The sequence below is a fragment of the Pseudalkalibacillus sp. SCS-8 genome, assembly GCF_040126055.1.
In the GTDB taxonomy this organism is placed as follows: Bacteria; Bacillota; Bacilli; order Bacillales; family Fictibacillaceae; genus Pseudalkalibacillus; species Pseudalkalibacillus nanhaiensis.
Genome location: NZ_CP143541.1, coordinates 605,114 through 632,049, shown reverse-complemented (window position 1 = coordinate 632,049; position 26,936 = coordinate 605,114). Strand labels below are relative to the sequence as shown.

Below are 26,936 nucleotides of genomic sequence, written 5' to 3'. Positions count from 1 at the left end.
TCACCTTTCTTCATTGCCAATCTTTCATCCTTGTCTTTAAATCAGACGTATTGAGTTCGAATTGAATCCCATTCGGGTCCAAGAAGTTGACGACCAATCCGCCACCTCGCTCGATCGGTCCACGGACGATCGGGACTTGATGTCGTTTCAGTACGTCTACCATTTCATGAAAACCTCGTTCGTTGATTGAAAAAGCGATATGGTCGACTCCTCGAGATTTCTCATTGATTTCTTTTTCATCATTCCCTTTTTCGAGGAGACAAATCCAGACCGAACCACTCTCCAAATAAGCATCGGTATTTCCATGATGGACCTTTTTCATATTCAGAACACCTTCATAAAAGGCCAAAGATTCATCGAGACTCTTTACATTCAACGTAACATGGTTGAATCCCGTTATCTCCATCATTCCCGTTCCTTATTGGTCTGTAAACCGATCGATCATTTCTTGTAATTCAAGCTCAGCCAATGATTCCAGCTTCAAGTCAAAGTCCTCGAAGGTAAGATGGCGGGTTACCATGTTCGGGATGACGACCGTGTGAAGACCTGCTCGCTTAGCTGATTTTGCGCCGTTGACGGAGTCCTCGAATGCAATGGCTTCCTCTGGTTTTACACCAAGGCAGTCCACGGTTTTCAAAAACAGAGCCGGGTCCGGCTTTACCGTTTCTACATCATCTGAGGTTCGGATACATTCGAAGTATTCCTCGATCCCTAGATTTTTCAAATGCTTCGATACCCATTTATAGGATGAACTCGATGCAAGCCCGATTTTCAAGCCGAGATGGCGTGCAGCTTCCAAGTATTCAATTACACCCGGAAGTGCGTCACGGTCCTTGATCAATTCTTGGAATAGGTTCAAGCGTTGTTGCTTGATCGTATCGCGGTCGAGCTTTTTGCCGATCTGTTTTTCAAGATACTCATGCGCATCAAAGAAATTCGAGTGTGTTCCGATACATTCTCCCCACACTTCAATCGGAAGCTCAGCTCCATGTTCCTTGTAGATCTTCTGGAGAACATCATACTCACACGATTCCGTATCTAAAATCGTGCCATCAAAATCAAATACTACCGCTTTTATCATTCGCTCACATCCTTTATAGACTCTAAACTCACTATATGCAGAAAATCGGTTCATTGGCAAGCACAATCCATGATAAAAGGCTGTATATGTAATGGACTCATAAAAAAACAAGCACCCCGAATGAGGTGCTTGACACGTTATTGTTGTGGATATTGCTGCTGCGCATTTTGTTGCATGGTCGGTTGCGCTTGTTGAGCACCTGCACCTGCAGCTGGTGCAGAAGGAGAAGAAATGCTTGAAAGAGCTTGACCAGCGTTATTCGGGTCGCCGTCCTTCGTTGCAAGGTCACCAAGTGAAACCATTCCGACCATCTGATTGTTTTCAACAACCGGTAAACGACGGATTTGGTTTTGCGACATCAACTGGGCAGCTTCCTGAGCACTCATATTCGGGTTTCCAGCTATGATGTTGGATGACATACATTGGCCTACTTGAGTATTTCCATCCAACCCTTGAGCAGTAGAACGCAAAGTAATGTCACGGTCCGTAATGATTCCTCGGACTTGGCCGTTCTCTACAACTGGAATTGCACCGACATTGTATTGATTCATTAAAGCAGCTGCCTCACGTAAGGATTGCTGAGGAGAGACAGATGCGACATTATTGGACATGATTGAGCGTAATTGTTGTTCATTCATAATAAGCATATTCCTCCTTTCCCTCATAGTTTAGCCGACCACATAAAAGATTATTTTTCCTTTATTTTCAGGCCAGAATAGTATTTCAATTTGCATTTGAATCATCTACACTGAGAGGAGCAAGAAAAAAATGACCAAGTTGAGGGAAAAGCCATGGCTAAAGAATATTACAACGTCCTCGAGGAAATTGTCCCCACTGTCGTGAATGTCCTGCTGAACAGCCCGGATTACCAAACTGTCTGTCGTTGTCGCACCTGCACCACGGATATCATTGCACTGACTTTGAACAGCATCCCGCCCCGCTACATTACATCACCGGAGAAGCGTGAAATCGTCTTCCGTCTTTTTAATCAGAACTTCATGCGTACAATGTTGAACAAACATATCATCAGCGCCATACATATCGTCCGTAAGAACCCTAATCACGATTGAGGGAATTCGGTAAAGAACCTTACAGATTTTCCGTCACTTTTTGTAATGATCGTCCCGAGTTTGTCGGTACGGAACACACGTATATCATGGGCTTTCAACCTTTTCAGAACATCTTTGGATGGATAGCCATATTTATTTTTCCGACCGACTGATATGATGGCGTAATCCGGATCAGTCTTTTTCAACAAAGCATGACCTGTCCCGGTATTAGCACCATGATGGGCCACCTTCAATACATCTACTTTCTCCTGGTCGATTCTTTTCAACAGTTCATTTTCAGATGTTATGCCAGCATCGGCCATCAAGAGAAAACGTTTCTTGCCATGCTCGAGTCGGACCACTGCAGAATAATCGTTCAACGACTTATAATGCTGTTTCCCCGGGGCAATAAATTCCATTGAAATGTTCCTTGCCAGTTTGACTTTGACCCCCGCTTTCGCTTCTTTACGTTCCACACCCGATTTGGATATCGATTTCATCAGCTTTTTATAGTAGGTCGTGTGATATTTCACGTCTGGCATGTAAACTGTCTCAATTTCAAATGCTTTGAAAATGTCCTCCATACTCCCGATATGATCATGGTGAGGGTGAGTGGCGATTAAATAGTCGATTTGATGGATTCCTCGTTTTTGGAGATAGGAAACGACTTTATGTCCATCGTGTTCATCACCTGAATCAATTAATACGTGTTTCCCGTTCGATGTTTCGATATAGATGCTGTCCGCCTGCCCGACATCGATCACATGCATCTCGAGGTTCGTTTTCCAAAGGGCTTCGGCAGGCTGTGGAAAGAGCACAAGAACAATAAAGAGTATAATGAGTTGTCGCATCCTTATTCATGAGCCTCCCCTTTCTTTTGTTTGGAATTAGTTTATGTAGGCACGGGGAGATTATTTTTCCATAAAAATCCCTCCATCCATTGATGAAGGGTAAATCAGGCTATGCCAGATTTTTTTCGCCTTTATTGAAAAAGCTTCTCATCGAATGATACACATCTCGTTTTTCTTTTAAAATGTAGTGATAGAACTTCGGATTCTTGATGTTTTTATAAACACTCATCAAAGTGGAATGTCGATTGTATGGATTCACTTCGCCATAGCCGAACATGTTGGATACTTCCATGATTTGGTTTACGAGTTTGATGCAACGTGCGTTGTCACTTGTGAGGTTATCGCCATCCGAGAAATGGAACGGATAGATGTTATATCGGCTTGGTGGGTATTTATGTTCGATAAGTTCAAGTGCTTTACGATAGGCTGATGAACAGATTGTACCGCCGCTTTCGCCTTTAGAGAAAAAGTCTTCTTCAGATACAACTTTCGCTTCTGTATGATGTGCAATGAATTCAATTTCTACAGTTTCATATTTGGAGCGAAGGAATCGTGTCATCCAGAAGAAAAAGCTTCTCGCCATATACTTCTCCCAAATCCCCATTGATCCTGAGGTGTCCATCATTGCAAGGACGACTGCTTTGGATTCGGGCTTTTCAATTTGGTTCCACGTCTTGAATCTTAGGTCCTCAGGAAAAATCGGAGTGATCGCAGGGTCGCCTTTCAGTGCATTCCGTTTATACGCTGTCAGAATCGTTTTCTTTTTGTCGATATTCCCCATCAAACCTGTTTTTCGAATATCGTTGAATTCCACTTTTTCACGAATGATGTTGTCTTGTTCCTTTTGTTGCAGGTTCGGCAGTTCCAATTCTTTGAACAGTAATTCTTCAAGCTCTAATAATGAAACCTCTGCTTCATAATAATCATCACCTGCTTGGTCGCCGGCTCCTTTACCTTTGCCTGCTCCCTTTTTGCCATTCGACTTTCCTTCTCGTGCAATGACATCACCGACTTGGCTGTCTCCGTCTCCCTGCCCGACATGTTTAGATTTATCATAATTGTAACGGATTTTATATTCATCCAGGGAACGGATCGGTATTTTGATAACATCGTGACCATTGGATAAAATGATGCTTTCCTCACTGATCAAGTCCGGTAGATTGTTTTTTAACGCTTCTTGTACTTTTTCCATGTGACGTTGTTGGTCTTGATAACCTTTACGGTGGAGGGACCAGTTCTCCTGTGACACGACGAAATTATTTTTTTTGTTGACGGTCATTGTGTTCCCCTCCTTATTTGATTTCCCCTTCAGTAGTAGAGCACGTTTACTTTTGGGGATTACTTTATCCTATGCAGTAAATGTTCAGAATTGCTAATAAATTCGAACAAAAAGATGCTTGTCTGCAAATTCCGCACTATCACTGTGATTGATTTCTTGATATAGGAGGGGACAACCAATTAACCTGTTCATTAACGGGACAATTAGGTAAAAAAAAGAAGCCTGCCCTTGGTAGCAAGCTTCCTTCTGTATCATTATTCGTTATCTTTATCGTCTTCTTCACGTTCATGCTGGACAGGGTCCGGTACTTTTCCGCTTTTCTTCACATCTTCGTTGGGAGATACATTTTCCATAACCTTGCTATGTTCTTTCAGTTCCTTTTCATTGCTTACCATTGAACTGTTCTTTGGATCGGCATTTTTACCTTTAGCCATTGGTAACCACCCTTTCTGAAAGTAGTCTTACCCAGAAATTGTGAGTCGTAAACATCACTGGATGACTTTGAACTCAGATACTGGCCAATAGCGCAGGTTCACTTCACCTACGATATTTTCAAATGGTACAAAGCCGATGTGACGGCTGTCGATACTGTGAAGACGGTTATCCCCGAGAACGAATACCGTTCCCTCAGGAACTCTCTCTTTCTTCGTTATATCCTTCAAAGTAAAGTCTCCGGTCAATTGGGAGCCCTGCTGCAGCTCATCTCGGAAACGCTCAAGGTAAGGCTCAGGGACAGGCTCTCCATTGATAAAGAGCTTATCATCCCGGTACTCGACCTTATCCCCCGGAAGACCGATGATCCGCTTGATGTAATCCTCTTCCTCATTCGCTCTGAATACAATCAAATCAAAACGATTCGGCTTAGAAATGTCATAGTTGATTTTATTTACGATTAAACGATTCCCTTCTTGAATCGTGGGCATCATTGATTCACCGTAGACGACATAGTTCGTAAAGAGAAAATGCCGTACAACGAATGCAATGAGCAAAGCAATTCCGATTGCTTTCACCCATTCCAAAAAGCTGTTCTTCGTTTTGGCCATGTACACTTACACACCCTTTTTCTTCTTTGTTATGTTTAATCTACCATTTTATACAATTTCCCCGCAAGTATACAAGCAGTTAAACTTTTGTTACAAAGTGCCTGACACTTCTTCCCGAGCGCCGTATATCAACACTCTGCGGAAGTGTCAGGCACTTCAGTAAGCAGTTCATTACGTTTGGAACCACAAAAAACAAGGCGTTGGAGGACGCCTTGTTTTGTTTGTTTCTAATGATTTTGGATCAACGGTTGAGCAGACTGCCGACATAACGGAGCAGCTCGTTTGCCGAAATCGAGTTATAGCCATGCTCATCGATCAAGCGGGCGATGACCTCATTCACCTTCTTAAGCTGGGACTCGTCTGGCGTCTTCGTAGAAGTCGTAATCTTGACAACATCCTTCAAGTCAGCGAACAACTTCTTCTGAATCGCTTCGCGCAACCGCTCATGTGAATTATAATCAAACTTCTTCCCTTTACGGGCATACGCCGAAATACGGATAAGGATTTCTTCACGGAAGGCTTTCTTCGCATTCTCAGAAATTCCGATTTGCTCCTCGATCGAACGCATCAGTTTTTCATCTGGGTTCATTTCGTCACCTGTAAGCGGATCGCGTAGTTTGTTCTTGTTACAATAAGCTTCAACATTATCCAGATAATTGTCCATCAATGTTTTCGCCGACTCTTCATACGAATACACGAATGCCTTCTGAACTTCCTTCTTCGCAATATCATCGTATTCTTTTCGAGCAATTGAGATGAAATTAATGTACTTGTCACGATCTTCCTTCGAAATGGAAGCGTGTTGGTCCAGACCGTCCTTCAATGACCGCAAGACGTCAAGCGGACTGATGGCTGGAACTTCTTTACGGATGATGGCAGATGAAATCCGGTTGATGACATAACGCGGATCAATCCCGCTCATCCCTTCATCGTTGAATTCCTTCTTCATTTCCTCTACATCCGCTGTATTGAAGCCTTCGACATTCTCTCCATCGTATAGGCGCATCTTCTTAACCACATCGACGCCTTGCTTCGAGGATTCCTTCAATCTCGTCAATACGGAGAAGATTGCAGCGACCCGCAATGCATGTGGCGCAACATGGATATCTCCAATGTCACTGTCCTTGATCATCTTCTCATAAATTTTCTCTTCTTCAGAAACTTTTAGGTTGTAAGGGATCGGCATGACAATGATCCTTGAATGCAGTGCCTCATTCTTTTTATTCGAAATGAAAGATTTGTACTCAGCTTCGTTCGTATGAGCAACAATCAACTCATCCGCACTGATTAAAGCAAACCTTCCAGCCTTGAAGTTCCCTTCCTGCGTCAACGAAAGTAAATGCCATAGGAATTTTTCATCACACTTCAGCATTTCCTGGAACTCCATCATCCCACGATTCGCCTTATTCAGTTCTCCGTCAAAACGATAAGCACGCGGATCCGATTCAGAGCCGAATTCGGCGATTGTCGAGAAGTCGATGCTTCCCGTCAAATCCGCAATATCCTGCGACTTCGGATCGGATGGGCTGAACGTACCAATACCCGTTCGTTTATCCTCACTGAAAAAGATACGCTCAATCATGACATCTTCAATACGTCCATCGTACTCTTGTTCGAGACGCATCATATTCAATGGGGATAACGAGCCTTCCACCCGGATTCCATAATCATTATAGAAATCCTCTCTGATGTGATGCGGAATCAAATGCAATGGATCTTCATGCATTGGGCATCCTTTAATAGCGTATACCGCACCTTCGTCCGTCTTCGAATACTCCTCTAAACCTCTTTTCAGCATCGTTACGATTGTAGATTTACCTCCACTGACCGGTCCCATCAATAAAAGGATCCGCTTCCGTACATCAAGACGTTTAGCTGATGGATGGAAGTATTCTTCTACAAGCCGCTCCACTGCATCTTCTAGCCCGAAAATCTGATTTGAAAAGAAGTTGAATCGTTTCTTACCATTCACTTCATCAATTCCGTGACTTTTAATCATATTATATACACGAGAATGGGCAGACTGAGCAACTTCAGGACGCTCTCGTAAAATCTCCAAATATTCAGCGAAGGTACCTTCCCAAGCCAATCTTTTTTCTTCTTCCCTATGCCGTTGCAATTTACCTAAAATATCCATGAGTACCCCCTCCAAGGAATAATCGTACATGTAATACATCGTATGCTCGGACATTCCGTAACATTCGATGTTCTTTTAAACCCAAACACTCACAAACATGGTAAAATAAAGAAGACTTAGTGAAGACAAGCAAAGCGAAGTCTGAACTTTAGTCGCACTTATACTGGAAGTGTAAAGAAGACTTGATGAAGACAAGCGAAAGCGAAGTCTGAATCCTAGTCGCACTTATACTGGAAGTGTAAAGAAGACTTGATGAAGACAAGCGAAAGCGAAGTCCGAATCCTAGTCGCACTTATACTGAAAGTGCAAACACAGAAGATTACATAAGGATAGGATTTATTTTGAAACTGATTACAGGTTTTATCATTTCAGCCGCAATGCTGTTGGCGATTTGTTTTCTTGCTGACAATGTCTGGGCGGATATCCAACAGGTACAGACGCCTTCTGAATTGATCGAAAAGCAAGTGACCCTTGATACTTACGAGCTCGTCCAAAGTTCAACGATCCATGACGAAAATGGGAAAAAGATTCAAACGTTACACGGAACTGAACACCGCACTTATATAACCTTTGAACAATTGCCCCCTTCTGTTATCCATGCGTTTGTCGCAGCAGAGGATAATCATTTCTTTGAACATACAGGTATTGATGGTTCTGCTATCATTCGTGCTTTCCTTGTGAATGCACGGTCCCAATCCACTGAACAAGGTGGGAGTACCATCACCCAGCAACTGGCCCGAAACTTATTTTTGAACCATGAAAAGACGTATAAACGGAAGCTGAATGAAGCGCTCTTTTCATACCAGCTTGAGAAAGAGTTCTCTAAGGAAAAGATACTGGAGCTATATAGCAATGCCATTTATTTTGGAAATGGCGTCTATGGGATCGAAACGGCGAGCCAGTTTTATTTTGGAAAATCAGTTTCCGATCTGACGCTGGCTGAAATCGCACTATTGTGCGGAATTCCAAACAGCCCGAACAAATATGATCCAATCAAAAACATGGACACTGCACAAAAACGCCAGCAGTATGTTCTTAAAAAAATGCTTGATAACCAATACATAACACAAGCGGAATTCGACAAGGCAAAAGCCAAGCCTATCCGGTTAAAAGTGACACGAACGAAACAGTTATATCCAGACTATACCTCATACGTCATCCACGAACTAAAAGAACTAGTGAAGGTGAGGGATGGCTTTGATGAAAAAATAGCGAAGGCTGCAACTGCTGAAGAAAAAGAGAACATTCACGCTCAGCTGAATGAAGTCGTCTATAACTTGATTTACGATAAGGGAGTCAAAATCGAAACGTTTTTAGATACCGATCTTCAAAAACATGCACAGAAGAATATCCAACGAATCCCTCATAAAGTTGAAGGGGCATTCGTCATCATCGATCATAATCATCATAAGATCAAAGCGCTTATTGGTGGAAAACAGATGAAAGCCAATGAGTTCAATCGTGCCTACCAGGCATATCGTCAACCAGGATCCACGATCAAGCCATTACTTTCATTTGCTCCTTATCTAGAAGTGACAGGTTCATCCATCAGTGTTCCGGTGAATGCATCCCCGCTTTGTAAACAGGACTACTGTCCACAAAATTACGGGAATGCAATCTTCAATACCGTTTCCATGAAGAGTGCGATCGGCAAATCCATCAATACGGCAGCCGTTCGCCTTACATCGCAGATCGGGATTGATAAAGCATTTGAATATCTCAAACCTTTCTCGTTTCAGAAAGTGTCTGACAATGATCGCCACCTCCCATCGGTTTTAGGAGGCTTCGATTATGGTATGACACCTTTAGAGCTGACCAATGCTTATACAACATTCAGTAATAATGGGAATTACCAGCCATCGAGAGCGATTAAACGCGTTCTTTCCCATAAAGGTGAAATCCTTTATGAATGGGAAGACAAACCTACACGTGTCTGGTCGAAAAATACGAATATCAAAATGCGTACCCTTTTAAATTATGTGATGACGAACGGTACCGGTCGAGTAGCCACTTTACCAACGCCATATATTGGCGGAAAGACAGGTACGTCGAATGCAATCAAAGATTTATGGTTTGTCGGCATAACAGACCGCTACACAGCAGGTATTTGGATGGGCAAGGACAAACCAGCCCCTATCCAAGCCAGTCAACTCCTGCATTTGAAAATTTGGAAGGATATCATGCAAAAAGCGCAGCCCTAACAAAAAGGACGCCTCGTAAGGCGTCTCTTTTTTGTATGTTTCAGGTCGGCATGATTCCAGACATGAAGGCTTTATATACTTTCAAAACGGCATAGGATACACCGATGAAAAAGCAAATCCAAAAGAGGATGTGCATGAAGATCAAGCCGAACATTCCAGCAGTACTTAATGTTTCACTAGCTTTGAATACGAAGTAGAAGAAATAGACAAAACAGGATAATAAAAAGATGAACGGTAAAAGGAAGCTTGATTTCACAACGATGATTGAACAAAGGCTTCCGATCAGGAAAATCCAACTGCCTGAACGGACCCTCTGAAGTGTCTCCCCCTCGCTCTCTTTGGAAAAGAAGTATAACGACAATTCAATCAGCGTGTCTGAAATCAATTTCAAGGCAGCGAACAACATGAAAAACAACAATGTACAGACGAACCATAGAGCCAGCTGTATTTGTATGACAGAAAAAAGCTCCGTCATACCACGATAGATCCCAAGTCTTTCTAACTGCTCAACGAGATAGACTTCCGTATAAAATCCAAAAGACGAACTGAACAAGATAATCGAAAACAACGGAAAATAGCCAGTCAAATATGTATTTTTCCCCAAGATGACAAACTCCCAATTCTTAGTGTTTATTTGTCTATTATTACATTTTTGTCACAGTTTTTCATACACATTTTTGTATGATTTGCTATAATGGTATGTATGAATGGATATACTATGCTTTAAAGGAGGATGTCATATGAGCTTTATCCTCATTTTAGGTGTTATTTTGGCCTTTTTAACAGCAATTTTCACTGCCGGATACAATGATCGTCCCGGTACAAGAAAATAACAGTGGCTTACATACCACAATCGGAAAACGACTGATTCTCGAGAATCAGTCGTTTTTTTGTATGTTTATGTTCTATTCCAAATGTAGAAAGTCTTGCTGTCTCAGCGCCTCGTAAACGAGAATTGCCGCGGTATTCGACAAATTTAATGAACGCACATTATCGGTCATTGGAATCCGAAGACACCGATCCATGTTCGCTTCGATGATTTCATCCGGAAGACCGGTCGTCTCCTTACCGAATACGAAATAATAATCTTCTTCAGGATTGCTGTAATCAAATGTTGTATGAGGCTTCTTACCGTATTTCGTCAGGTAGAAATACTCCCCCTCCGTCTTCTCGAAGAACTCATCTATCGAATCATAATAGGATATGTTGACATGCTCCCAATAATCCAGTCCTGCTCTTTTTAACATCTTATCATCAGTTGAAAACCCTAGAGGACGGATCAGATGTAACGACGTATCTGTAGCCGCACAAGTCCTTGCAATGTTTCCTGTATTAGCTGGAATTTCAGGTTGAAACAAAACGATGTGTACCGACAAAACCATTCACCTCTAACTTCTAAATCATAATACAAATCCACCATCCATTATAGCATGTCCCAAAGTGCCAGGCACTTTCAAAGAAGCTTACTCTATGTAGGCTTCCGGAACAGTGTCTGACACTTGCCACAGCGCTTACTCTCCCAACGCTCCTGAAATGGTGTCAGGCACTTCCCATGAAGCCCACTCTACCAAGGCTTCATAAAGAGTGCCTGACACTTCCTCAATTCACCCGTCCACAATGCGGAAGAATTTGTATTTGATTTTTGGGGTATAAGCTGTTGAGTCTGTATAATCCCAATACCGCATCCTGCTATTATGAGTATGGGCGTTCACCAGCGGCATCCCCATCTCATCCTTGGCTACGACAATCGTGTTATGCTGCCAGCGCCCATCTCCATCGAAATCGTAACAGATGACATCACCTGGGATAAGCTGCTCGGGTGATCGCACTTCCTGGCCACGCAACCCTTGCTTTGATCCACTTAAATGCCAGCGCAGTGTATTAGCGACAGCCCAGCTGTAACTCCAATTATTGCTACGGTACCACCAGCCTTTAGACCGATTCGGGTACCCCCTCATCGGTGCTCCTCCTGCATGCATGCATTGAGATACGAAGTTCGTACAATCATTTTCAAATAGACGATAGGCTGGGTTGTGCGAATTCCACCAACGTTCAGCGTACTTCACCGCTTCCAATCGATTATAACGATACCTCGGCATCGATATGATTTCTTCGTCCCGCTCAATTGATGGAGGATCCGATTTTTCCCTTCCCTCCATGACCAAGGAAACGTCTCTTGTGATCTCACCGTTCCCGATGGTCGCTTTCCGCTTTTCAAGACATTCTTCCACATAGAATTTCATTGTCTGTTTGATCAAATAAGAACGTTGTATCAAATAGATGACTTCTTCAGTATCATCAACCGTCGTCTTATCGAGTATTTTCGCCTTCACCTGTGCATTGACGATGACGGCGTTACGCTCTTTCATGCTTTTCGCTCTCCGCACCAATGCTTCACTTTCGAGCGTATTGATCCGTTCATCTCTCATATAGTCTGTAGTGAAGGAGGCATTATGTTCTTCAATAAATTTCTGTAAGGTCGTCAGCCAATCCATTCCACAACCTCCCCTATTCATCGCAGATGGTGTCAGGCACTTTTTCACAATCCAGACATACCAACAGGTTTGAAAAAGTGCCTGACACTTCCATCACATTCTCCTTTCATGTCTATGGCTGGACATAAAAAAAAAGAACCCTGTACACAGAGTTCTAAGCACGAAAAAAACCTACATGCTCGTAGGTTTTTCAATTAATTATAGTTATGAACAGATCTGAGATGGCTCTTCTTGTTCAAGATTCAAAAGAATCTCTTTCTTATCAAGTCCACCACCGTAACCGACAAGTGAGCCATTGCTTCCGATGACTCGGTGGCAAGGTATGATGATTGGGAGCGGGTTTTTGTTGTTCGCACTTCCAATTGCCCTTACTGCTTTAGGGGAACCAATCATCGTCGCCACATCCTTATAGGAGTAAGTTTCTCCATAAGGAATTTTCACCAGTCCTTCCCACACCTTCTTTTGGAAAGTAGAACCGAAGAGTGCGATCGGAATGTCAAAGTGCGTCCGTTCTCGATTGAAGTATTCATTAATCTGTTCGATAAAAGGTTGAAACGACGCATGATCGAAGGTCAATTCAGCTTTTAGAGCTTGTTTCTTCAACCAGGCATTGATAAGAGGAAGATTTTCCTCTGCCGATCCGAAATCAATCCGGCATAATCCCTTTTCAGTTTTCAGTAACGTCAGGGGACCGACTGGACTTTCCATCTCCCCATATTGTACAACAAGTGTCGTCTCCATCTTATCCCTTCTTTTACCCTTTTGCATTATCATACTTAACGTAAATTAATTTAACCATCACGATTTCACGTGATTATCAGCCATATTCAAGCTTCTCTCAATTTCATATAGGACATTTGCGTCATTTTCTCTCTCTTTCGCTGATTTAAGGGATTTTTCAGCTTCTGAACCACCGATTTTTCCAAGTGCCCAAGCCGCCGTCCCACGGATGACTGGACGAGGATCTTCATTCAACACACGAATCAAATCCGGTAGGGCTGTTTTATCCTTAAAATTACCTAATGCAATGATCGCATTTCTTTGAATTGGTTTTTTCCCTCTCCATGAACCTGCGATAGGGCCGAACTTCTCCTTGAACTCCCTGTTACTTATGGAGAGCAATGGCTTAAGCTTCGGTTTTGCAATTTCCGGATCCGGTTCCATCTCAGGATGGATGTGAAAATCCTTCCCTTTATTTTCAGGACAAACTTGCTGGCACGTATCACAACCATACAAACGGTTACCTAGCTTTTCACGGTAACGTTCTGGTAAAAACCCTTTCGTCTGAGTCAAAAATGCGATACATTTATTCGAATCAAGCTGTCCTCCGGTAACTAAAGCACCTGTCGGACAGGCATCCACACATTTGTTACATGAACCACACTGATCTGTCATCGGTTGATCAGGCGGAAAGGGAACTGTGGTGATCAATTCCCCTAAATAAACATAGGAGCCAAACTCAGGTGTAATCGTTGCACAGTTCTTTCCGCTCCATCCGATTCCAGCTCTTTCAGCTACAGCACGGTCGGATAATTCTCCGGTGTCGACCATTGATACAACTTTCGCTTCCGGCACAAGCTCTGCAATATAGGCTTCAAGCTTTTCCATACGATCGCGAAGGACATCATGGTAATCCTTCCCCCAGGAAGCTCTGCAGAAGATTCCTCTTCGCTCCTCTTTCGTGCTCCGAGGTGCATCCTTCATTTTGGACGGATAGGCAAGCGCTATTGAAATGATGGATCTTGCATTCGGTAACAACCGATCCGGTTCTGTCCGCTTATCGATATCGGGTTCTTCAAAACCCGATTGATACTGCAATTCTTGTTGAGTACGAAGGCGTTCCTTCAATTCTGTAAAAGGATCTGCCGTCGTAAACCCAATTTTATCAATGCCGATTGATTTACTATATGCAATGACCTTTTCTTTCAACTGGGCACCTGTCATCGTTTGACCCCCTTTCTTTTAAAATGTGGTTTAATCACTGTTCAATCTTCAACGTACGTAAACGGTTCAATGCTGAAGCTAATTCTAACACACGGGGCCGTGCCAAGTCACCAGGATGCTGGTTAGGAAATTCTGTAAATGATGCAAGCCCTTTCTCATCCAATTGTCGCTCAACTTTTGAGAGCAATTCTGATACAGGTAATGACCCAAGCCACTTCTTCTTTTCTATATAATGGAGGATTTCTGCAATCGCCCTCGTCTGGCTTGCATCGGTCAGCTGCTCGACAAAGTCAATCCTTATATCTGTCGTTCCATACTGGATTGTATGAAGCCCTCTCGCTGCTACTTTCGAATGTTTCCCTTTTCGGCTGTCGAGACTGGATGGTTGTGGCTTCCTTGACTGGATATCTCCGAACCGTTCTCCGCCTTCCCTTTGACGGTTCGAAACGGCATGCTGTGCAATGTCTTTCGCTTCACTCGTCACATCAAACGGACCGTACTGGTCCATTAAAATAACCGTATCCGCAACGTCAAAATAGTCTCCAGAGCCGCCCATGACAAGCAAGGTCGAGACATCATGCTCTTCCTTCAACTGTCTCACTTTATCAATAAAAGGCGTGATCGGTTCCTTCTCTTTCGAAACGAGCTGTTGCATTCGTTCATCACGAATCATGAAGTTCGTAGCACTTGTATCCTCATCAATCAACAAAGCACTTGCCCCCGCTTCAAGCGATTCAATGATTGTTGCCGCCTGAGACGTACTACCACTTGCATCCTCTGATGTAAAGTTGGTCGTAGCCTTGCCGAACGGCAGGTTTTGAATGAAAGGAGAAATATCGACATTCGTGATTTTCCGGCCATCTTCTGCACGTACCTTCATCGCATTCGGATCGGTCAACACAAACTCGCGGCCGTCCCCACTGATATGATCATAAACGCCGCGTTCAATCGCTTCGAGCATCGTACTTTTCCCATGGTATCCACCACCGACGATCAACGTAATGCCTTTCTGAATCCCCATCCCTTGAATAGGTTCTTTTCGATGAGGGACGGGAATGGAAACACTCAACGACTGTGGGGCTTCAAATGAGACCACATCATCGGATTGAAGAGGACGGTCACTGATCCCACTCTCCCTCGGTAAAACCGAACCATTCGCGATAAATGCAACGAGGCTGTTCCCTGCCATGAATTCGCGAATCGCATCCTGTTGATCGCACAACTCGACTGCAGCGACAATCGTTTCCTCTTCGATGGCGAATATGGAATCCTTTAAAATTTGAGGGATGATCGACATCAGCATCTTTTCCGCTTGTCTACCCAGCACTTTTCTGCCTCTTGCAGGTAGACCGACTGATAAGCAGATGATAACAGAGCTGTCAGTCAACTGAACAGCTGTCCTTTCAAGAATTTCCTGAGCTGGCTTATCAATCGTAATGACACCACTTTTACCAGAACCTCCTGCACGATCGTCACTTTGACGGATCGCTTTTGCGACACTTCGAGCAATCGTGTCCTCAACCCTGATTTTACGTGAAGGTGTCGACTCCCAATCAGACTGTAAAATCGTTTTTGATTTTGGAACCTCTACCCTTATTTTAGAAGGAGCTGCAAACGGATCTCCTTGTACATGATCGATGTGAAGGGTGAATTCATTAAAATGATACTTTCCCCGGATATCCTTATACGCTTTATACCCTTTTCCATCAATCCGTTTCAATATGTCCCTGAGCTTGTCCATATACGTAAGCACTCCCTTTCCAGTTATTGATTTTGATATGGTAAACTAAGTTCAAATACCTTATTACAAGAGGTGACATTATGAATATCACCATTTCAGAAAAACTTAAACAATCGATCCCCGAATTCAAGGTCGGAGCTATCCACTATCATGATATCACGGTTGCTGAGCCACCTAAAATGTTAGCAGGGCGACTACAGTTGTTTCAGGAATCATTAATGCTTGAGGCTGACGAGAAGCCGATCTCAGCTATTGAGCCCATCCAAGAATGGCGCAAATTGTTCAAGCTGGTCGGAACAGACCCTTCGAGATACCGTCCATCCTCTGAGGCGTTATTACGCCGGATATATAAAGGTTCCGCACTTGGCTCAGTACACTCCGCCGTTGATACGAACAATTTCTTTTCTCTTCAATACCAGATTCCACTTGGGATATATGACACATTTCAAATTACGGGAGATGTGATTGTAGATATCGGTTCGGCTGAAGATTCCTATGAAGGAATCAACGGTCGAGAAATGGACATGAGCAATAAAATACTAACCCGGGATGGACAAGGTGCTTTTGGAAGCCCGATCGTCGATTCAAAACGGACGATGGTCACTGAGAATACAACACAGGCTCTCCATATCGTCTACTTCCAGCCTTCCTTAACCGATGAACATGCTCTAGAAATGCTGCAAGCGATTGAAAAGATGTTCATCCAAATCCATGGTGGCGAGGCAGAGTTAAAGCTTATAAAGTAAATAAAAAACGCAACACTCCGTTTTCCTGAAACGAAGCACTGCGTTAAATAAGTTTCTATCATTATAGGATGATTCAGAGAAAATTATGTACAAAACCTCCACTTGGAGGTTTTTTCTGTTACGCGAGGCTTCCTTTACCGACCGAACGCTTCTGGTGAATGATGAAGAACGCATGGATGACACCAGGAAGCCATCCGATCATCGTCAAAATGATATTGATGAGTGTTTGCGTTTTACTCCCTGATAAAAATACTGCAAGAGGCGGAAGTAAAAGGCCTAATAGATACATCATTGTTCTCATCTTCCTCCTTTGTCTGGTGTAATACTAGACATACCCGCATGAATCAGTGTTTAAACAAAACTCACTTTAAATGAAAGAGAGACATCCACAACAATGGATGTCTCATTAAATCAAGTTAATTGGGAACTTTCTCTCCAACAACTACGAGTCTTTGTTTATTGGAATACATCGGATGACACGTAATAAGGGTAACAATAGATTTGTTTTTCACAGGCTCCAGCACTTCCAATTGAGTCGGTTCGATGATCTTCTTATCGATCACTTTATAGTGGAAGCCTTGATTGTCCGCAATGAAGTCGATTTGGTCGCCTACCGACAGCTCATCCAATCTATTGAAAAACTTTCCGGTCACATGAGACCGGTGCCCTAAGGCAACAAAGTTCTCCCCTTCTACACCAAGTCGACCTGTCCCCTCCAAGTGGCCTACTGCAACTTTTAGGATGTCCGTACTCGATCCTTCCAGAACCTTCGTTTTCAAATTGATTTTCGGAATGGATATGTGGAGATTCTTTAAAGGAACGGTTTCTTTCATTCCTTCCTCAACTATTCCATCATTCCGATTTACAATTTCCGTACGTAAGCTCTCCGAAAGCTCCTCTGTATTGGCGATTAATTTCTTCTCTAAATAAAACGCATGTATTTGTTCATAAGCTACATAACCGCCAATCAGAAGTGCTAGGCCGATCAACAGATTCCCCATCAATTTCATTGCTATTCCCCATTTTTAGAGTCAAATCAACGCTAGCTGTTACCTTGTTTCTTCATCCTCATTTCGTCGACCAAATCTTCTCATTAATAGTCCTGAAACTCCCAACAGGCTAGCCAGGCTTACTAATAGATTACGATCGAGAAGAGACCCCGTTTTCGGTAACTCTGTCAAATCCTCTCCTACCTTTGGAGCCGGATCGTTCGAATTGTCTTCACCTGGGTCATGGCCGATAGGTACATTGCTTTCATGAACGACAACATCTACATAAATGGTATAAAGCACACCCGCTTCGTCATGATACAGGATTGTAAAGCGATCCTTACCTGTAAAGTCCTTATCCGGTGTATAGACCCAGTTCAGGTTGTTCAGGTCGACATCTACCTTCCCGTTATCCGGAGACTTCACTTGAATATCCTTCGGATTCACAACATTCAAGTCTTTTAGATTTCCACTGATGGAACGGTTTTCAAACGTTTCGACCAAGAAATTGGTCGTACTGTCATCTGTGGCATTTTCCTCAACGATGATATTGATTGTGGAACGAGCTGTCTCTCCATGTTCATCTGATACTTCAATCGTAAACTGATCATTACCTTTAAAACCTGGCAATGGTGTGTAAGTGAACGATCCATCTGGTTGAACCGTTATCGTACCGTTGTTCGGTAGAGTAAGCAATCTGTAAGTAAGGGCGTCACCATCCAAGTCGTTTCCAGTCACTTTCTCGCTCAATACGGTATCTTGTTTCACCTTGAACTGATAATCCCGAATCGTAGGTGCCTGATTAGCCGGCTCCTCTGAATCATTGATTGCTGTCATCGAGAAATCATATTCGACGATCGTTTGTCCCACATGAATGATTCCCTCTCGGATATAGCTGTCTTCACCAGGCCCCGCTTCCCGGTCTCTGCCTTCAGTGCGGCTGTCATAGGTCACATAGCCGTCTTTCTCAGCAACAATGTAATAATCGCCATCTGGAAAGACCATCCATGCATAAGCTCCTCCAGCAGTAGAAAATTGAGGAACCCGATTATCATTTGGTGCAAAGCCCTCAAGAATCGGCAAATTTACTAAGGTATGAGGTGTTCTCCCTTTATTCCTGTTCAGTTCTGTATCAGCCCAGTATAACTGTACGTTGACGCCTTCAATCGGTAAGCCTGTTTCATCATCGATGATGATCCCATATGGATCAATCAATGTTGTTTGAACTTCTGACACGCCATCTTCCGGAACCTTGACACTGATTTTTTTCCCTACAAGTAAGTGGGAAGCTCCATTCTTATCCGTTACTTCTACGTTCAAAAGGATATCGTAGGTTTGGCCTGCTTCTCCGCCAGTAATCGTATATTTACCTGAATCGTCTACATCCACTTTCAAGTTGCCAGAACCATCATTCAGTACAACAGGCTTCACTTTCGCTCCATTTGCAAACGAGCTGATTCCTTCTGGTAAGTTGGTAACCTGATCGAAAATATACAATTGGCCGGATACTGTTTTTTGAGATTTGATCTTTTCGCCGACTCCTGAGATTTCGCCCACTTTAGCCGTCATGCTATATTCAATCGGGAAGGTGTGACCTTCCACTGTGGACGTAGCTGTTACGTTCAACGTATAATCCCAATTTGCATATGGTACTGCAATATCATACGCTCCATTTTCATCGGTATAGGTTTGAATGGAAAAATCAATGATCCCATCTTGATTGAAATCTTCTTCAATTTCAATCAACGCGCCTGGTATCGGTTCATTCAAATTGGAATCCATAATGACTCCGTTCACAGATGCAGGGACGAAATGGACCACAATTTCACTTTCTCCGAAAAGGTTCTTATCTGGGTTGGAAACCGAAGCCTTGATCACTTTCCGTTGTCCTTCGATTGTTCCGCTCATATCCGGTGAAATAAGTTCTACAATTGCTTCACCTTTCTCGTTCGTATAGGACTCACTGGAAGCAAGTGTTCCAGCTTCCGTAGAGAATGAAACCTTTTCTCCCTTGATCGGCTTTCCATTCGAGTCCTTAATGACCGCTGTCAAGATCGCCCTTGTCTTTCCGTCACCGACAATAGTAGCAGGACTTGAAACAAGTTCGAGGTTCAGTTCCGCAGCTTCGATTTCAAGAATTTGTTCATCACGATTCAGCTTTTCTTGATTCTTCCCCTTTAATATTGCAACAATTTTAAATGTGCCAGGTTTCAATACTTGCGTGACCTGATAACTCCAACGGCCATCCACAAGGCTTGTCTTACCTTCTTCAATGACATTTCCACTTTCATCGACAATTTGTACAGATACATCTGAGAACTCCTGGGCATCCGCTTCTCCTACAATTAATGGTGTACGGTCAACTGTTTTACGCTCATCCCCGCCATCAATGTTGATGTTGGTGACCATCTCTGTAATTTCTACTGTGACCGTTGATACAGCTGTGGCACCTTGTTCATCCGTAACAAGCACGCGGAAATGATCGACACCGACATAGTCGGCTTCAGGTGTATACGTCCATGTTCCGTCTTCTTTCACTTCGACAGTCCCGTGGACTGGTGGATGATCCATACTATATGTCAACGTATCGTCATCTGGATCTTCACCTGTAACCTTACCTGTAAGCGGCGTATCTTCTTCAGTCGTCTCGGTATAGTTTCCTACCGTCGGAGCATGGTTTACCAGTTCTTTCACGTTGATGGAGATTGTTGAGATCACAACGCCGCCTTTTCCATCCGCAACTTCAACAGTAAAGCTGTCATAGCCGATATAATCAAATTCTGGGGTATACGACCACGTTCCATCTGTGTTCAAAGAAACCTTTCCATGAGCAGGATTTGTCCCAATCGTGTAGGTTACTGTGTCCCCATCCGGATCTTCTCCCATTACCCGGCCTTCAACCGCTACGTTTTGCTCGGTTTCCACATTGTAGTTGTCAACAGCAGGAAGCTGGTTGACAGGTTCCATCACGTTTATCGAGATCGTTGATGTGGCCAAGCCCCCGCGACCATCTGATAGCTCTACTGTAAAGCTATCTGTACCGATGTATCCGGTATTCGGTGTATAAATCCAACTGCCGTCTTCACCGACTTCAACCATTCCATGTACAGAATCGCTTCCTTTTTTATAGAATATTGGATCTCCATCTGGGTCCGTTCCTTTTACAACACCCTCAACAGATCTATTTAGTTCCGTCTGTATATTATAGTTATCTACTACTGGCAGCTCATTCACTGGCTCCAGAACGTTGATCGAAATTGTGGAAATGGCTTCCCCGCCTTTTCCGTCGGAAACGTTTACTGTGAATTGGTCCGTCCCTACGTAACCAGTGTTAGGTGTATAAGACCATGTTCCATCTGCATTCAAGATGGCTGTCCCGTGAGTAGGTTCACTTTCTTTGCTATACGTTAGTGTGTCGCCATCTTCATCATGGCCGATTACTTTCCCCTCTACAGGCATATTATGGTCTGTTTTCACATTATAGTTGTCTACAGTCGGTAATTGGTTCACTGGCTCGAGAACATTGATGGAGATTGTGGAAATAGCTTCCCCGCCTTTTCCATCGGTGACTTTTACAGTGAACTGATCTGTTCCAACGTATCCTGTCTCTGGTGTATAGCTCCAAGTTCCATCTGCATACAAGACGGCTGTCCCGTGAGCAGGTTCACTTTCTTTGCTATACGTCAGTGTGTCGCCATCTTCATCATGGCCGATTACTTTCCCCTCTACAGGCTGATTGTGTTCCGTTTGGACATTTTCGTTTTCGACTGTCGGTAACTGGTTCACTGGCTCAAGTACATTGATGGAGATTGTCGAGATTACTTCTCCGCCTTTTTCATCGGAAACTTTTACAGTGAATTGATCTGTTCCAACATAACCTGTGTTAGGTGTATAGGTCCAAGTTCCATCAGCCTTAACGACTGCTGTACCATGACTTGCTGCACGATTTATGCTGTAAATCAGACTATCCCCATCCGGATCTGTTGCAACTACTTTTCCACTGATGGAAGTATTTTGTTCGATCTGTTCATTGTAGTTGTCCGCTACAGGTAATTGATTGGACTTCGCCACATTGATGGATACAGTTGAAATGGCTGTACCACCTCGACCATCCGACACTTGTACAGTGAACTGATCCATACCAGTGAAATCTGTATGCGGTGTATATGACCAGTTTCCATCCGAATCTACTGTGGCAGTTCCATTACTCGGATCACTATTTTTCATATAACTTAATGAGTCCCCGTCCGGATCCGCTCCAGTTATTCTGCCACTAACCATCGTATTCTGTTCGGTCTTTTCATTGTAGTTGTCCACTGTTGGAATATGGTTCACTGGTTCAAGGACATTGATGGATATGGTGGATGTAACTGTACCGCCTCGACCATCCGATACCTCTACTGAAAATTGATCTGCTCCAGTAAAATCCGTCGCTGGTGTATACGTCCAGCTCCCATCTGCATTTACAGTAGCTGTCCCGTTTGTTGGTGCTTCCTTCATTCTGTAGGAAAGCGCATCGTTATCCGGATCATTTCCGATTACTTTCCCACCAACAGATTGGTTCATTTCAGTTTCTTCACTGTAATTACTCACTGTTGGAAGGTGATTGACCGGTTCCGTCACATTAACAGAAATGGTTGAAGCTACTGTCCCACCTTTCCCATCTGATACCTTTACTGAAAACTGGTCCATACCGATATAGTCGGCATCTGGAGTGTACGTCCAGTTTCCGGAGTCGTTTACGGTAGCCGTTCCATGAACGGGAACTTCACCGATCGCGTACGTTAATGGATCGCCATTTGGATCCGAAGCTTTAACGAGACCTGCGACAGCTTTATTTTGTTCCGTTTCTACACTGGCATTGTCGACAACAGGCAACTGATTGACTGGTTCCATTACATTCACAGAAATGGTTGAGGTAACTATACCACCTTTTCCATCTGATACCTCTACAGAAAAATAGTCTGTACCGATATAATCGTCATTTGGAGTGTAGGTCCAGTGTCCGGATTCGTTTACGGTAGCAGTCCCATGTGCTGGAACTTCACCGATCGCGTACGTTAATGGATCTCCATCTGGATCGGTTGCTTCCACAACACCATCCACAGCTTGGTTTTGCTCGGTTTCCACACTGGCATTGTCAACTACAGGCAACTGATTGATCGGTTCCGTCACATTCACGGAAATGGTCGAAGTAACTGTACCACCATTTCCATCAGCTACCTCGATTGTGAACTGGTCTGTTCCGATGTAATCGGTAGCTGGAGTGTACGTCCAGTTTCCTGTTTCATTAACGGTCGCCGTCCCATGTGCTGGTACTTCACCGATCGTGTACGTTAATGGATCTCCATCTGGATCGGTTGCTTCCACAGCCCCATCCACAGCTTGGTTTTGCTCAGTTTTAACATTGTAATTGTCTACGATAGGTAGTTTATTTTCAGGTTCTATCACATTTAAGGATATTTCTGAAATGACACTAGCCTTTCCGTCTGAAACCTCCACCGTGAAGCTGTCTGGACCGACATAATCTGCTCCAGGTGTGTATGTCCAATTTCCATCTGATTGAAATTCTACACTTCCATGATTTGGACTAGTTTTCATACTATATGTCAACGTGTCCCCATCAGCATCCGTACCCGACACTTTTCCACTTACAGGCGTATTTTTAACAGTGGATTCATTGTAATTACCGACTTCAGGGAGCTGATTAGGCGGTTCTTTGATTGTAATTGAGACAGTAGAAGTGGTTATTCCACCGTTTCCATCATCAATCTCTACCACAAAATGATCGGGCCCTACATAACCTTCATTAGGGGTATATTCCCAATTCCCTTCAGAAGTGACGGTAGCTGTCCCTTTCGTTGCAGTTGTTTTCAATCTATATGTGAGTACATCTCCATCTGGATCCTCAGCAGAGATTATTCCGCTTACAGGCGTATTCATTAAAGTCTCTATCTCATAGTCTACGGTCGTAGGTGGTTGATTCGGTGGTTCTGTCACCTCAATCACAACCGTGGAATAAGCGACACCACCCTTACCATCTGATACTTTTACCGTAAATTGATCGCTTCCTGTATAGTCTGTGTCTGGTGTATATGTCCATGTTCCGTCTACGTTTACATTGACTGTCCCGTTGGCTGCCTCTGTTCCAAGGTTAAAGGATAGTGGATCATTATCTGGATCCGTTCCTTCAACCGTACCGCTAAGCAACTCATTTTTAACCGTTGTCAGGGTGTAGTTTTGTGTTGACGGGAGTTGGTTTCCAGGGGCATTTACGGAAAAAGAAGTCGATTCTGTCGCAACATTCCCATTTACGTCTGAAGCGGTAATCCTCGCATCGTATTGCCCCACTTCCAAATCTTCGGAAGGCACAAATGACCAATTTCCAGTTCCATCTGCAAATGCTGTCCGTACAATCTCACCATCATTTAGATTGATCCCGATGGTGGCATTCGGTTCTGCTGTACCTTGGATCGGTTCTCGTTTATTCTCCGTCACCTTTTGGTTTTCCGGTGTGGTAATGGTGACGAAGGTTGAGGAATCAATCGTCAGTTGTTGAGTAGCTGTTGCTGTCATTCCTCCACTGGACACATTCGCAGTAATCGTATGTGGCCCATCGTCTAACGGATTCAGTACGTCGGCTGACCATCTGCCATTTTTAACAGTGGCTTTCATGGTCTCTCGCGTACCGATTTGAACATCCACAACGCTCCCATCTGGTGCAGTCGTACGGCCTCGAATCGTTGGGATATTATCATTCAATTGAACGTTACTCCCATTGGCTATGCTGATATCTAAAGAGGTTACGGTGTAATTTATTGATGATGTTTCTTTTGTATTTCCAATTTCATCTGTTGCTCTCGCTTTGAACGTGTGGGTACCAGGTGATAAAGCCTTCCCTATTTCCAACGTCCAATTCCCAGTTGAATCCGCAGTTACTTCACGATAAAAAACCTCATCAATAAAAACGACCACTTTTGCATGGGGGTCAGCGCTACCCGTTATCGTCGGCATTGGATCTTCTGAGCTCGTATTGTTACTTGGACTTGAGATCGATACATCGATTTGATTATCGATTATGACTGTTTGGGCTGCTCTCGGCAAACCGGCATTATTCTTAACATCTTCTACGGCTTCAATCGTATAAGTGCCTTTTCCCAAACTAAAAGAAACATCCTTACTCCACTTCTGAGTCGTAGAATTCACCTGGATATTCCTAATATTATGAAGTACGTTCCCAGCCTCGTCTTTGATGAACAATTCGATTTTCTTACTGCCGCCATTTTCATTTGAAAACGTCCCAGAGATTGTTGTTGGGAATGAACTCACTTGAATCGTAGATCCCCCGTCAATGGAAATCGGATTACCGACCTGGATTCCTTGCTTGGTCGTCGCAATATTATTGTGTTCATTCTTTACCTTAACCGTCAGCGTATAGCTCCCGTCATTCAACGGTTCAGGCAAAGTATAGCTCCACGTGTTGTTCACAACTGTCGTTTCATACGTTTGACCATTGATCGTCATTTCAACTGTACTTCCGTCAGCTGCTTTTGTTGTTGTACCAGTAAACGTTAACGTATTCGTATCAAAACCAGCAGGACTTGTAATTTCTACAGAAGGTATGACAAAAGATAATTCTGGACTTAAAGTGACGCTTGCAGAATCCTCGAAGGATCCACCATCATTAGGTCCCATATAATCCTTGTTAATAACAGATAGGTTAGCTGCCTTAGACGTTCCAAAGAAAAACTGGACATTCGAATTTGCCGTAATGGATGGTGCCACCTCATTCACTTTGCTGATTGGCACTTGAAAATCCAAAAAGAATTGACCGTTCTCAGCTTCGACAATCCGTGTGCCTGGCACATTGTTTCCTGAACCATCTGTCGAATTCACTTTATTTACAACAGTCCCTTTCTCATTTGATACATAAATATAATCCTCATGCGGTGACTTCCCATTAATACCAACAGTTGCTTTATGGACACCGTTTTCAGCAATTTGGACAAACCAAACAGAAGATAGGAATCCACCTTTTCGATCATAAGGGCTTTCAAGTAATCTCATTCGAAAGAACATATGAGATCCATCACTGCCTACATAGAAAGAAGGCATCTCTCCAGATCCCTTTGAATAACCACTTACAAAATCCACTTCATCTGGACTGATTCCAGGTTCATTTGCAGGATCGAATAGCAATGTCCCATCACTCTTTTTATAAGGGACAAATGAAACTGATTCCCAATTTACAACTGGAGATCCGCTATGTTCTGCAGCATTTCCGATATTGTTGTAAGGGGTAATCAGTAAGCTTGAGACAATTCCTGCTTTCGTGATTGTTGCCAATCTTTTTTTACTCATCAATTCTCTCCTTTACCATTCACAGTTCAATATCTTTCTAGGCTCTCAAATAGCTGAATTACTTCGATAAAAACATTACATGAATGGCTCCGTACTACTGGTTTTATCGTCGAAGCGAGGGAGAATTTGAAGGTATTTACCTCTTTTCGTGTCGAATACTACTTTCGATATATAACCTCGGTACCTAAAGATGCATTTTATCTACAACAAAAAAATACCCCCAGTCTCAGAGGGGTATTTTCACATTCGAGTAAATATTCAATGATAGATAGGTGGGACTTGTGTGGCATCCATGTTCCTCTTAGATACATGAAGGTTTTTCCTTTCATCAATGGATGCAAAGAAGACCTCCTCATAATCTGTAAATCCAAGGTTTTTGAGCTTTGTTTTCAACCATCTTTCATTTATATTGACGACCTCAAACACCTCTCGATAGAGGTTTCCCTCGACAATTAAGGGGTAAGCCAAATCGACCTTCGATTTATACAATTGCAAGTCTTCAATGGTGACCGGTGATTTTTCAGGCTTCCTCAGTACGGTCAATTGTCCGTTTGCCTCAATGATTCCTAGTTTTACGTTTGATATATCAAAAACATCTTTCTCTCGTAACATGAGAAGAATATTGTCGATGGAATACTGCATGTTTTTCAGGTTTTCGATGATGAAGGATCCATCTTGAATGACGACTGTCGGTTCGAATGTCACCAGTTTCCCGAACTTCCGGTTCATGATTTTCCATTTCGCCACAAGCTTTTGAAGTAATCCAATTAGGATAATCGCTACAATCGTATGAATATGTATTACGTCCGGCTCCGCTATATCTGCTCCGACAACTGAACCTAATGTTAGTAAGATCAGTAGATCAAATACAGGGAGTTCGCCTATGGAACGCTTCCCCATGAACAAGGCCACCACTAATAGCAAAGGAAGAATCGTGATGACTCTCCCAACTAAGATGAGTAAGTCTCTTGCCAGCTCCAACATTCATTCCTCCGTCACATACATGATAACTTAGCGTT

General features: G+C 43.2%; 20 protein-coding genes and 1 pseudogene. 3 read left to right on the top strand and 18 right to left on the bottom strand.

Annotated features, from left to right (window positions below; translation table 11 throughout):
* Window positions 1-10: 10 nt before the first annotated feature.
* The 3 genes and pseudogenes from V1497_RS03260 to V1497_RS03250 all read right to left on the bottom strand — a co-directional run.
* Complete coding sequence (locus V1497_RS03260; RefSeq protein WP_349410732.1) at window positions 11-406, bottom strand: VOC family protein; 396 nt, start codon at window positions 404-406, stop codon at window positions 11-13.
* Window positions 407-418: 12 nt separating this feature from the next.
* The gene (locus tag V1497_RS03255; RefSeq protein ID WP_349409544.1) at window positions 419-1,081 is read right to left on the bottom strand and encodes an HAD family hydrolase; all 663 of its coding nucleotides are present in this window, start codon (window positions 1,079-1,081) and stop codon (window positions 419-421) included.
* Between the two features lie 227 nt (window positions 1,082-1,308).
* Window positions 1,309-1,719 (bottom strand): annotated as a pseudogene (locus V1497_RS03250) (CBS domain-containing protein); the annotation flags it as partial.
* A gap of 153 nt (window positions 1,720-1,872) precedes the next feature.
* Here V1497_RS03250 and V1497_RS03245 point away from each other — a divergent pair.
* Window positions 1,873-2,151 carry a late competence development ComFB family protein gene (locus V1497_RS03245; RefSeq protein WP_349409542.1) on the top strand — a complete coding sequence of 93 codons (279 nt, stop codon included), beginning with the start codon at window positions 1,873-1,875 and terminating at the stop codon, window positions 2,149-2,151.
* On the opposite strand, the gene V1497_RS03240 is transcribed toward V1497_RS03245, so the two are convergent.
* From V1497_RS03240 to V1497_RS03220, 5 genes are all read right to left on the bottom strand, one after another.
* A complete protein-coding gene (locus tag V1497_RS03240) occupies window positions 2,142-2,981 on the bottom strand; it encodes a ComEC/Rec2 family competence protein (RefSeq protein ID WP_349409541.1) in 840 nt (279 codons plus the stop codon). The two genes, V1497_RS03245 and V1497_RS03240, sit on opposite strands and share 10 nt — an antisense overlap.
* A 109-nt stretch (window positions 2,982-3,090) precedes the next feature.
* Window positions 3,091-4,260, bottom strand: a complete 1,170-nt coding sequence (gene yhbH, locus V1497_RS03235; RefSeq protein ID WP_349409540.1) for a sporulation protein YhbH — start codon at window positions 4,258-4,260, stop codon at window positions 3,091-3,093.
* 254 nt (window positions 4,261-4,514) lie between these two features.
* On the bottom strand, window positions 4,515-4,694 hold the full coding sequence (locus V1497_RS03230; protein ID WP_349409539.1) for a hypothetical protein: 180 nt from the start codon (window positions 4,692-4,694) through the stop codon (window positions 4,515-4,517).
* Between the two features lie 54 nt (window positions 4,695-4,748).
* The gene (gene lepB, locus V1497_RS03225; RefSeq protein ID WP_349409538.1) at window positions 4,749-5,303 is read right to left on the bottom strand and encodes a signal peptidase I; all 555 of its coding nucleotides are present in this window, start codon (window positions 5,301-5,303) and stop codon (window positions 4,749-4,751) included.
* Between the two features lie 241 nt (window positions 5,304-5,544).
* Window positions 5,545-7,440, bottom strand: coding sequence for a PrkA family serine protein kinase (locus tag V1497_RS03220; RefSeq protein WP_349409537.1), 1,896 nt, complete (start codon window positions 7,438-7,440; stop codon window positions 5,545-5,547).
* 341 nt (window positions 7,441-7,781) lie between these two features.
* Here V1497_RS03220 and V1497_RS03215 point away from each other — a divergent pair, with 341 nt between their 5' ends.
* On the top strand, window positions 7,782-9,641 hold the full coding sequence (locus tag V1497_RS03215) for a transglycosylase domain-containing protein (RefSeq protein WP_349409536.1): 1,860 nt from the start codon (window positions 7,782-7,784) through the stop codon (window positions 9,639-9,641).
* A 40-nt stretch (window positions 9,642-9,681) separates the two neighbouring features.
* Here the strand turns inward: V1497_RS03215 and V1497_RS03210 are convergent, their stop codons facing one another.
* From V1497_RS03210 to V1497_RS03185, 6 genes are all read right to left on the bottom strand, one after another.
* Window positions 9,682-10,245 carry a DUF5366 family protein gene (locus V1497_RS03210; RefSeq protein WP_349409535.1) on the bottom strand — a complete coding sequence of 188 codons (564 nt, stop codon included), beginning with the start codon at window positions 10,243-10,245 and terminating at the stop codon, window positions 9,682-9,684.
* 301 nt (window positions 10,246-10,546) lie between these two features.
* A complete protein-coding gene (gene trmL, locus V1497_RS03205) occupies window positions 10,547-11,023 on the bottom strand; it encodes a tRNA (uridine(34)/cytosine(34)/5-carboxymethylaminomethyluridine(34)-2'-O)-methyltransferase TrmL (protein ID WP_349409534.1) in 477 nt (158 codons plus the stop codon).
* A gap of 222 nt (window positions 11,024-11,245) precedes the next feature.
* Window positions 11,246-12,136 (bottom strand): amidase domain-containing protein, encoded by an 891-nt coding sequence (locus tag V1497_RS03200; protein ID WP_349409533.1) that lies wholly within the window; start codon window positions 12,134-12,136, stop codon window positions 11,246-11,248.
* Window positions 12,137-12,340: 204 nt separating this feature from the next.
* Window positions 12,341-12,877 carry a methylated-DNA--[protein]-cysteine S-methyltransferase gene (locus tag V1497_RS03195; RefSeq protein ID WP_349409532.1) on the bottom strand — a complete coding sequence of 179 codons (537 nt, stop codon included), beginning with the start codon at window positions 12,875-12,877 and terminating at the stop codon, window positions 12,341-12,343.
* A 57-nt stretch (window positions 12,878-12,934) separates the two neighbouring features.
* Window positions 12,935-14,080: a tRNA epoxyqueuosine(34) reductase QueG gene (gene queG / locus V1497_RS03190; RefSeq protein ID WP_349409531.1), complete on the bottom strand. Its 1,146-nt coding sequence runs from the start codon at window positions 14,078-14,080 to the stop codon at window positions 12,935-12,937.
* 34 nt (window positions 14,081-14,114) lie between these two features.
* Window positions 14,115-15,821: an ABC-ATPase domain-containing protein gene (locus V1497_RS03185; protein WP_349409530.1), complete on the bottom strand. Its 1,707-nt coding sequence runs from the start codon at window positions 15,819-15,821 to the stop codon at window positions 14,115-14,117.
* Between the two features lie 80 nt (window positions 15,822-15,901).
* Between V1497_RS03185 and V1497_RS03180 the strand changes: the two genes are divergently transcribed.
* Window positions 15,902-16,567 (top strand): B3/4 domain-containing protein, encoded by a 666-nt coding sequence (locus V1497_RS03180; protein WP_349409529.1) that lies wholly within the window; start codon window positions 15,902-15,904, stop codon window positions 16,565-16,567.
* Between the two features lie 118 nt (window positions 16,568-16,685).
* Here V1497_RS03180 and V1497_RS03175 read toward each other — a convergent pair whose 3' ends face one another.
* From V1497_RS03175 to V1497_RS03160, 4 genes are all read right to left on the bottom strand, one after another.
* Window positions 16,686-16,868, bottom strand: coding sequence for a YqaE/Pmp3 family membrane protein (locus V1497_RS03175; RefSeq protein WP_349409528.1), 183 nt, complete (start codon window positions 16,866-16,868; stop codon window positions 16,686-16,688).
* A gap of 115 nt (window positions 16,869-16,983) precedes the next feature.
* Window positions 16,984-17,577 (bottom strand): class D sortase, encoded by a 594-nt coding sequence (locus V1497_RS03170; protein WP_349409527.1) that lies wholly within the window; start codon window positions 17,575-17,577, stop codon window positions 16,984-16,986.
* Between the two features lie 39 nt (window positions 17,578-17,616).
* A complete protein-coding gene (locus V1497_RS03165) occupies window positions 17,617-25,917 on the bottom strand; it encodes an Ig-like domain-containing protein (protein ID WP_349409526.1) in 8,301 nt (2,766 codons plus the stop codon).
* A gap of 258 nt (window positions 25,918-26,175) precedes the next feature.
* Window positions 26,176-26,901 carry a DUF421 domain-containing protein gene (locus tag V1497_RS03160; RefSeq protein WP_349409525.1) on the bottom strand — a complete coding sequence of 242 codons (726 nt, stop codon included), beginning with the start codon at window positions 26,899-26,901 and terminating at the stop codon, window positions 26,176-26,178.
* Between the last annotated feature and the right edge of the window lie 35 nt (window positions 26,902-26,936).

Excerpts from the sequence above, each read along its gene's own strand:
- V1497_RS03260 (WP_349410732.1), bottom strand. The coding sequence starts at position 406 with ATGGAGATAACGGGATTCAACCATGTTACGTTGAATGTAAAGAGTCTC.
- V1497_RS03255 (WP_349409544.1), bottom strand. The coding sequence starts at position 1,081 with ATGATAAAAGCGGTAGTATTTGATTTTGATGGCACGATTTTAGATACG.
- V1497_RS03245 (WP_349409542.1), top strand. The coding sequence starts at position 1,873 with ATGGCTAAAGAATATTACAACGTCCTCGAGGAAATTGTCCCCACTGTC.
- V1497_RS03240 (WP_349409541.1), bottom strand. The coding sequence starts at position 2,981 with ATGCGACAACTCATTATACTCTTTATTGTTCTTGTGCTCTTTCCACAG.
- yhbH (WP_349409540.1), bottom strand. The coding sequence starts at position 4,260 with ATGACCGTCAACAAAAAAAATAATTTCGTCGTGTCACAGGAGAACTGG.
- V1497_RS03230 (WP_349409539.1), bottom strand. The coding sequence starts at position 4,694 with ATGGCTAAAGGTAAAAATGCCGATCCAAAGAACAGTTCAATGGTAAGC.
- lepB (WP_349409538.1), bottom strand. The coding sequence starts at position 5,303 with ATGGCCAAAACGAAGAACAGCTTTTTGGAATGGGTGAAAGCAATCGGA.
- V1497_RS03220 (WP_349409537.1), bottom strand. The coding sequence starts at position 7,440 with ATGGATATTTTAGGTAAATTGCAACGGCATAGGGAAGAAGAAAAAAGA.
- trmL (WP_349409534.1), bottom strand. The coding sequence starts at position 11,023 with ATGGTTTTGTCGGTACACATCGTTTTGTTTCAACCTGAAATTCCAGCT.
- V1497_RS03200 (WP_349409533.1), bottom strand. The coding sequence starts at position 12,136 with ATGGATTGGCTGACGACCTTACAGAAATTTATTGAAGAACATAATGCC.
- V1497_RS03195 (WP_349409532.1), bottom strand. The coding sequence starts at position 12,877 with ATGGAGACGACACTTGTTGTACAATATGGGGAGATGGAAAGTCCAGTC.
- queG (WP_349409531.1), bottom strand. The coding sequence starts at position 14,080 with ATGACAGGTGCCCAGTTGAAAGAAAAGGTCATTGCATATAGTAAATCA.
- V1497_RS03185 (WP_349409530.1), bottom strand. The coding sequence starts at position 15,821 with ATGGACAAGCTCAGGGACATATTGAAACGGATTGATGGAAAAGGGTAT.
- V1497_RS03180 (WP_349409529.1), top strand. The coding sequence starts at position 15,902 with ATGAATATCACCATTTCAGAAAAACTTAAACAATCGATCCCCGAATTC.
- V1497_RS03175 (WP_349409528.1), bottom strand. The coding sequence starts at position 16,868 with ATGAGAACAATGATGTATCTATTAGGCCTTTTACTTCCGCCTCTTGCA.
- V1497_RS03170 (WP_349409527.1), bottom strand. The coding sequence starts at position 17,577 with ATGAAATTGATGGGGAATCTGTTGATCGGCCTAGCACTTCTGATTGGC.
- V1497_RS03165 (WP_349409526.1), bottom strand. The coding sequence starts at position 25,917 with ATGAGTAAAAAAAGATTGGCAACAATCACGAAAGCAGGAATTGTCTCA.
- V1497_RS03160 (WP_349409525.1), bottom strand. The coding sequence starts at position 26,901 with ATGTTGGAGCTGGCAAGAGACTTACTCATCTTAGTTGGGAGAGTCATC.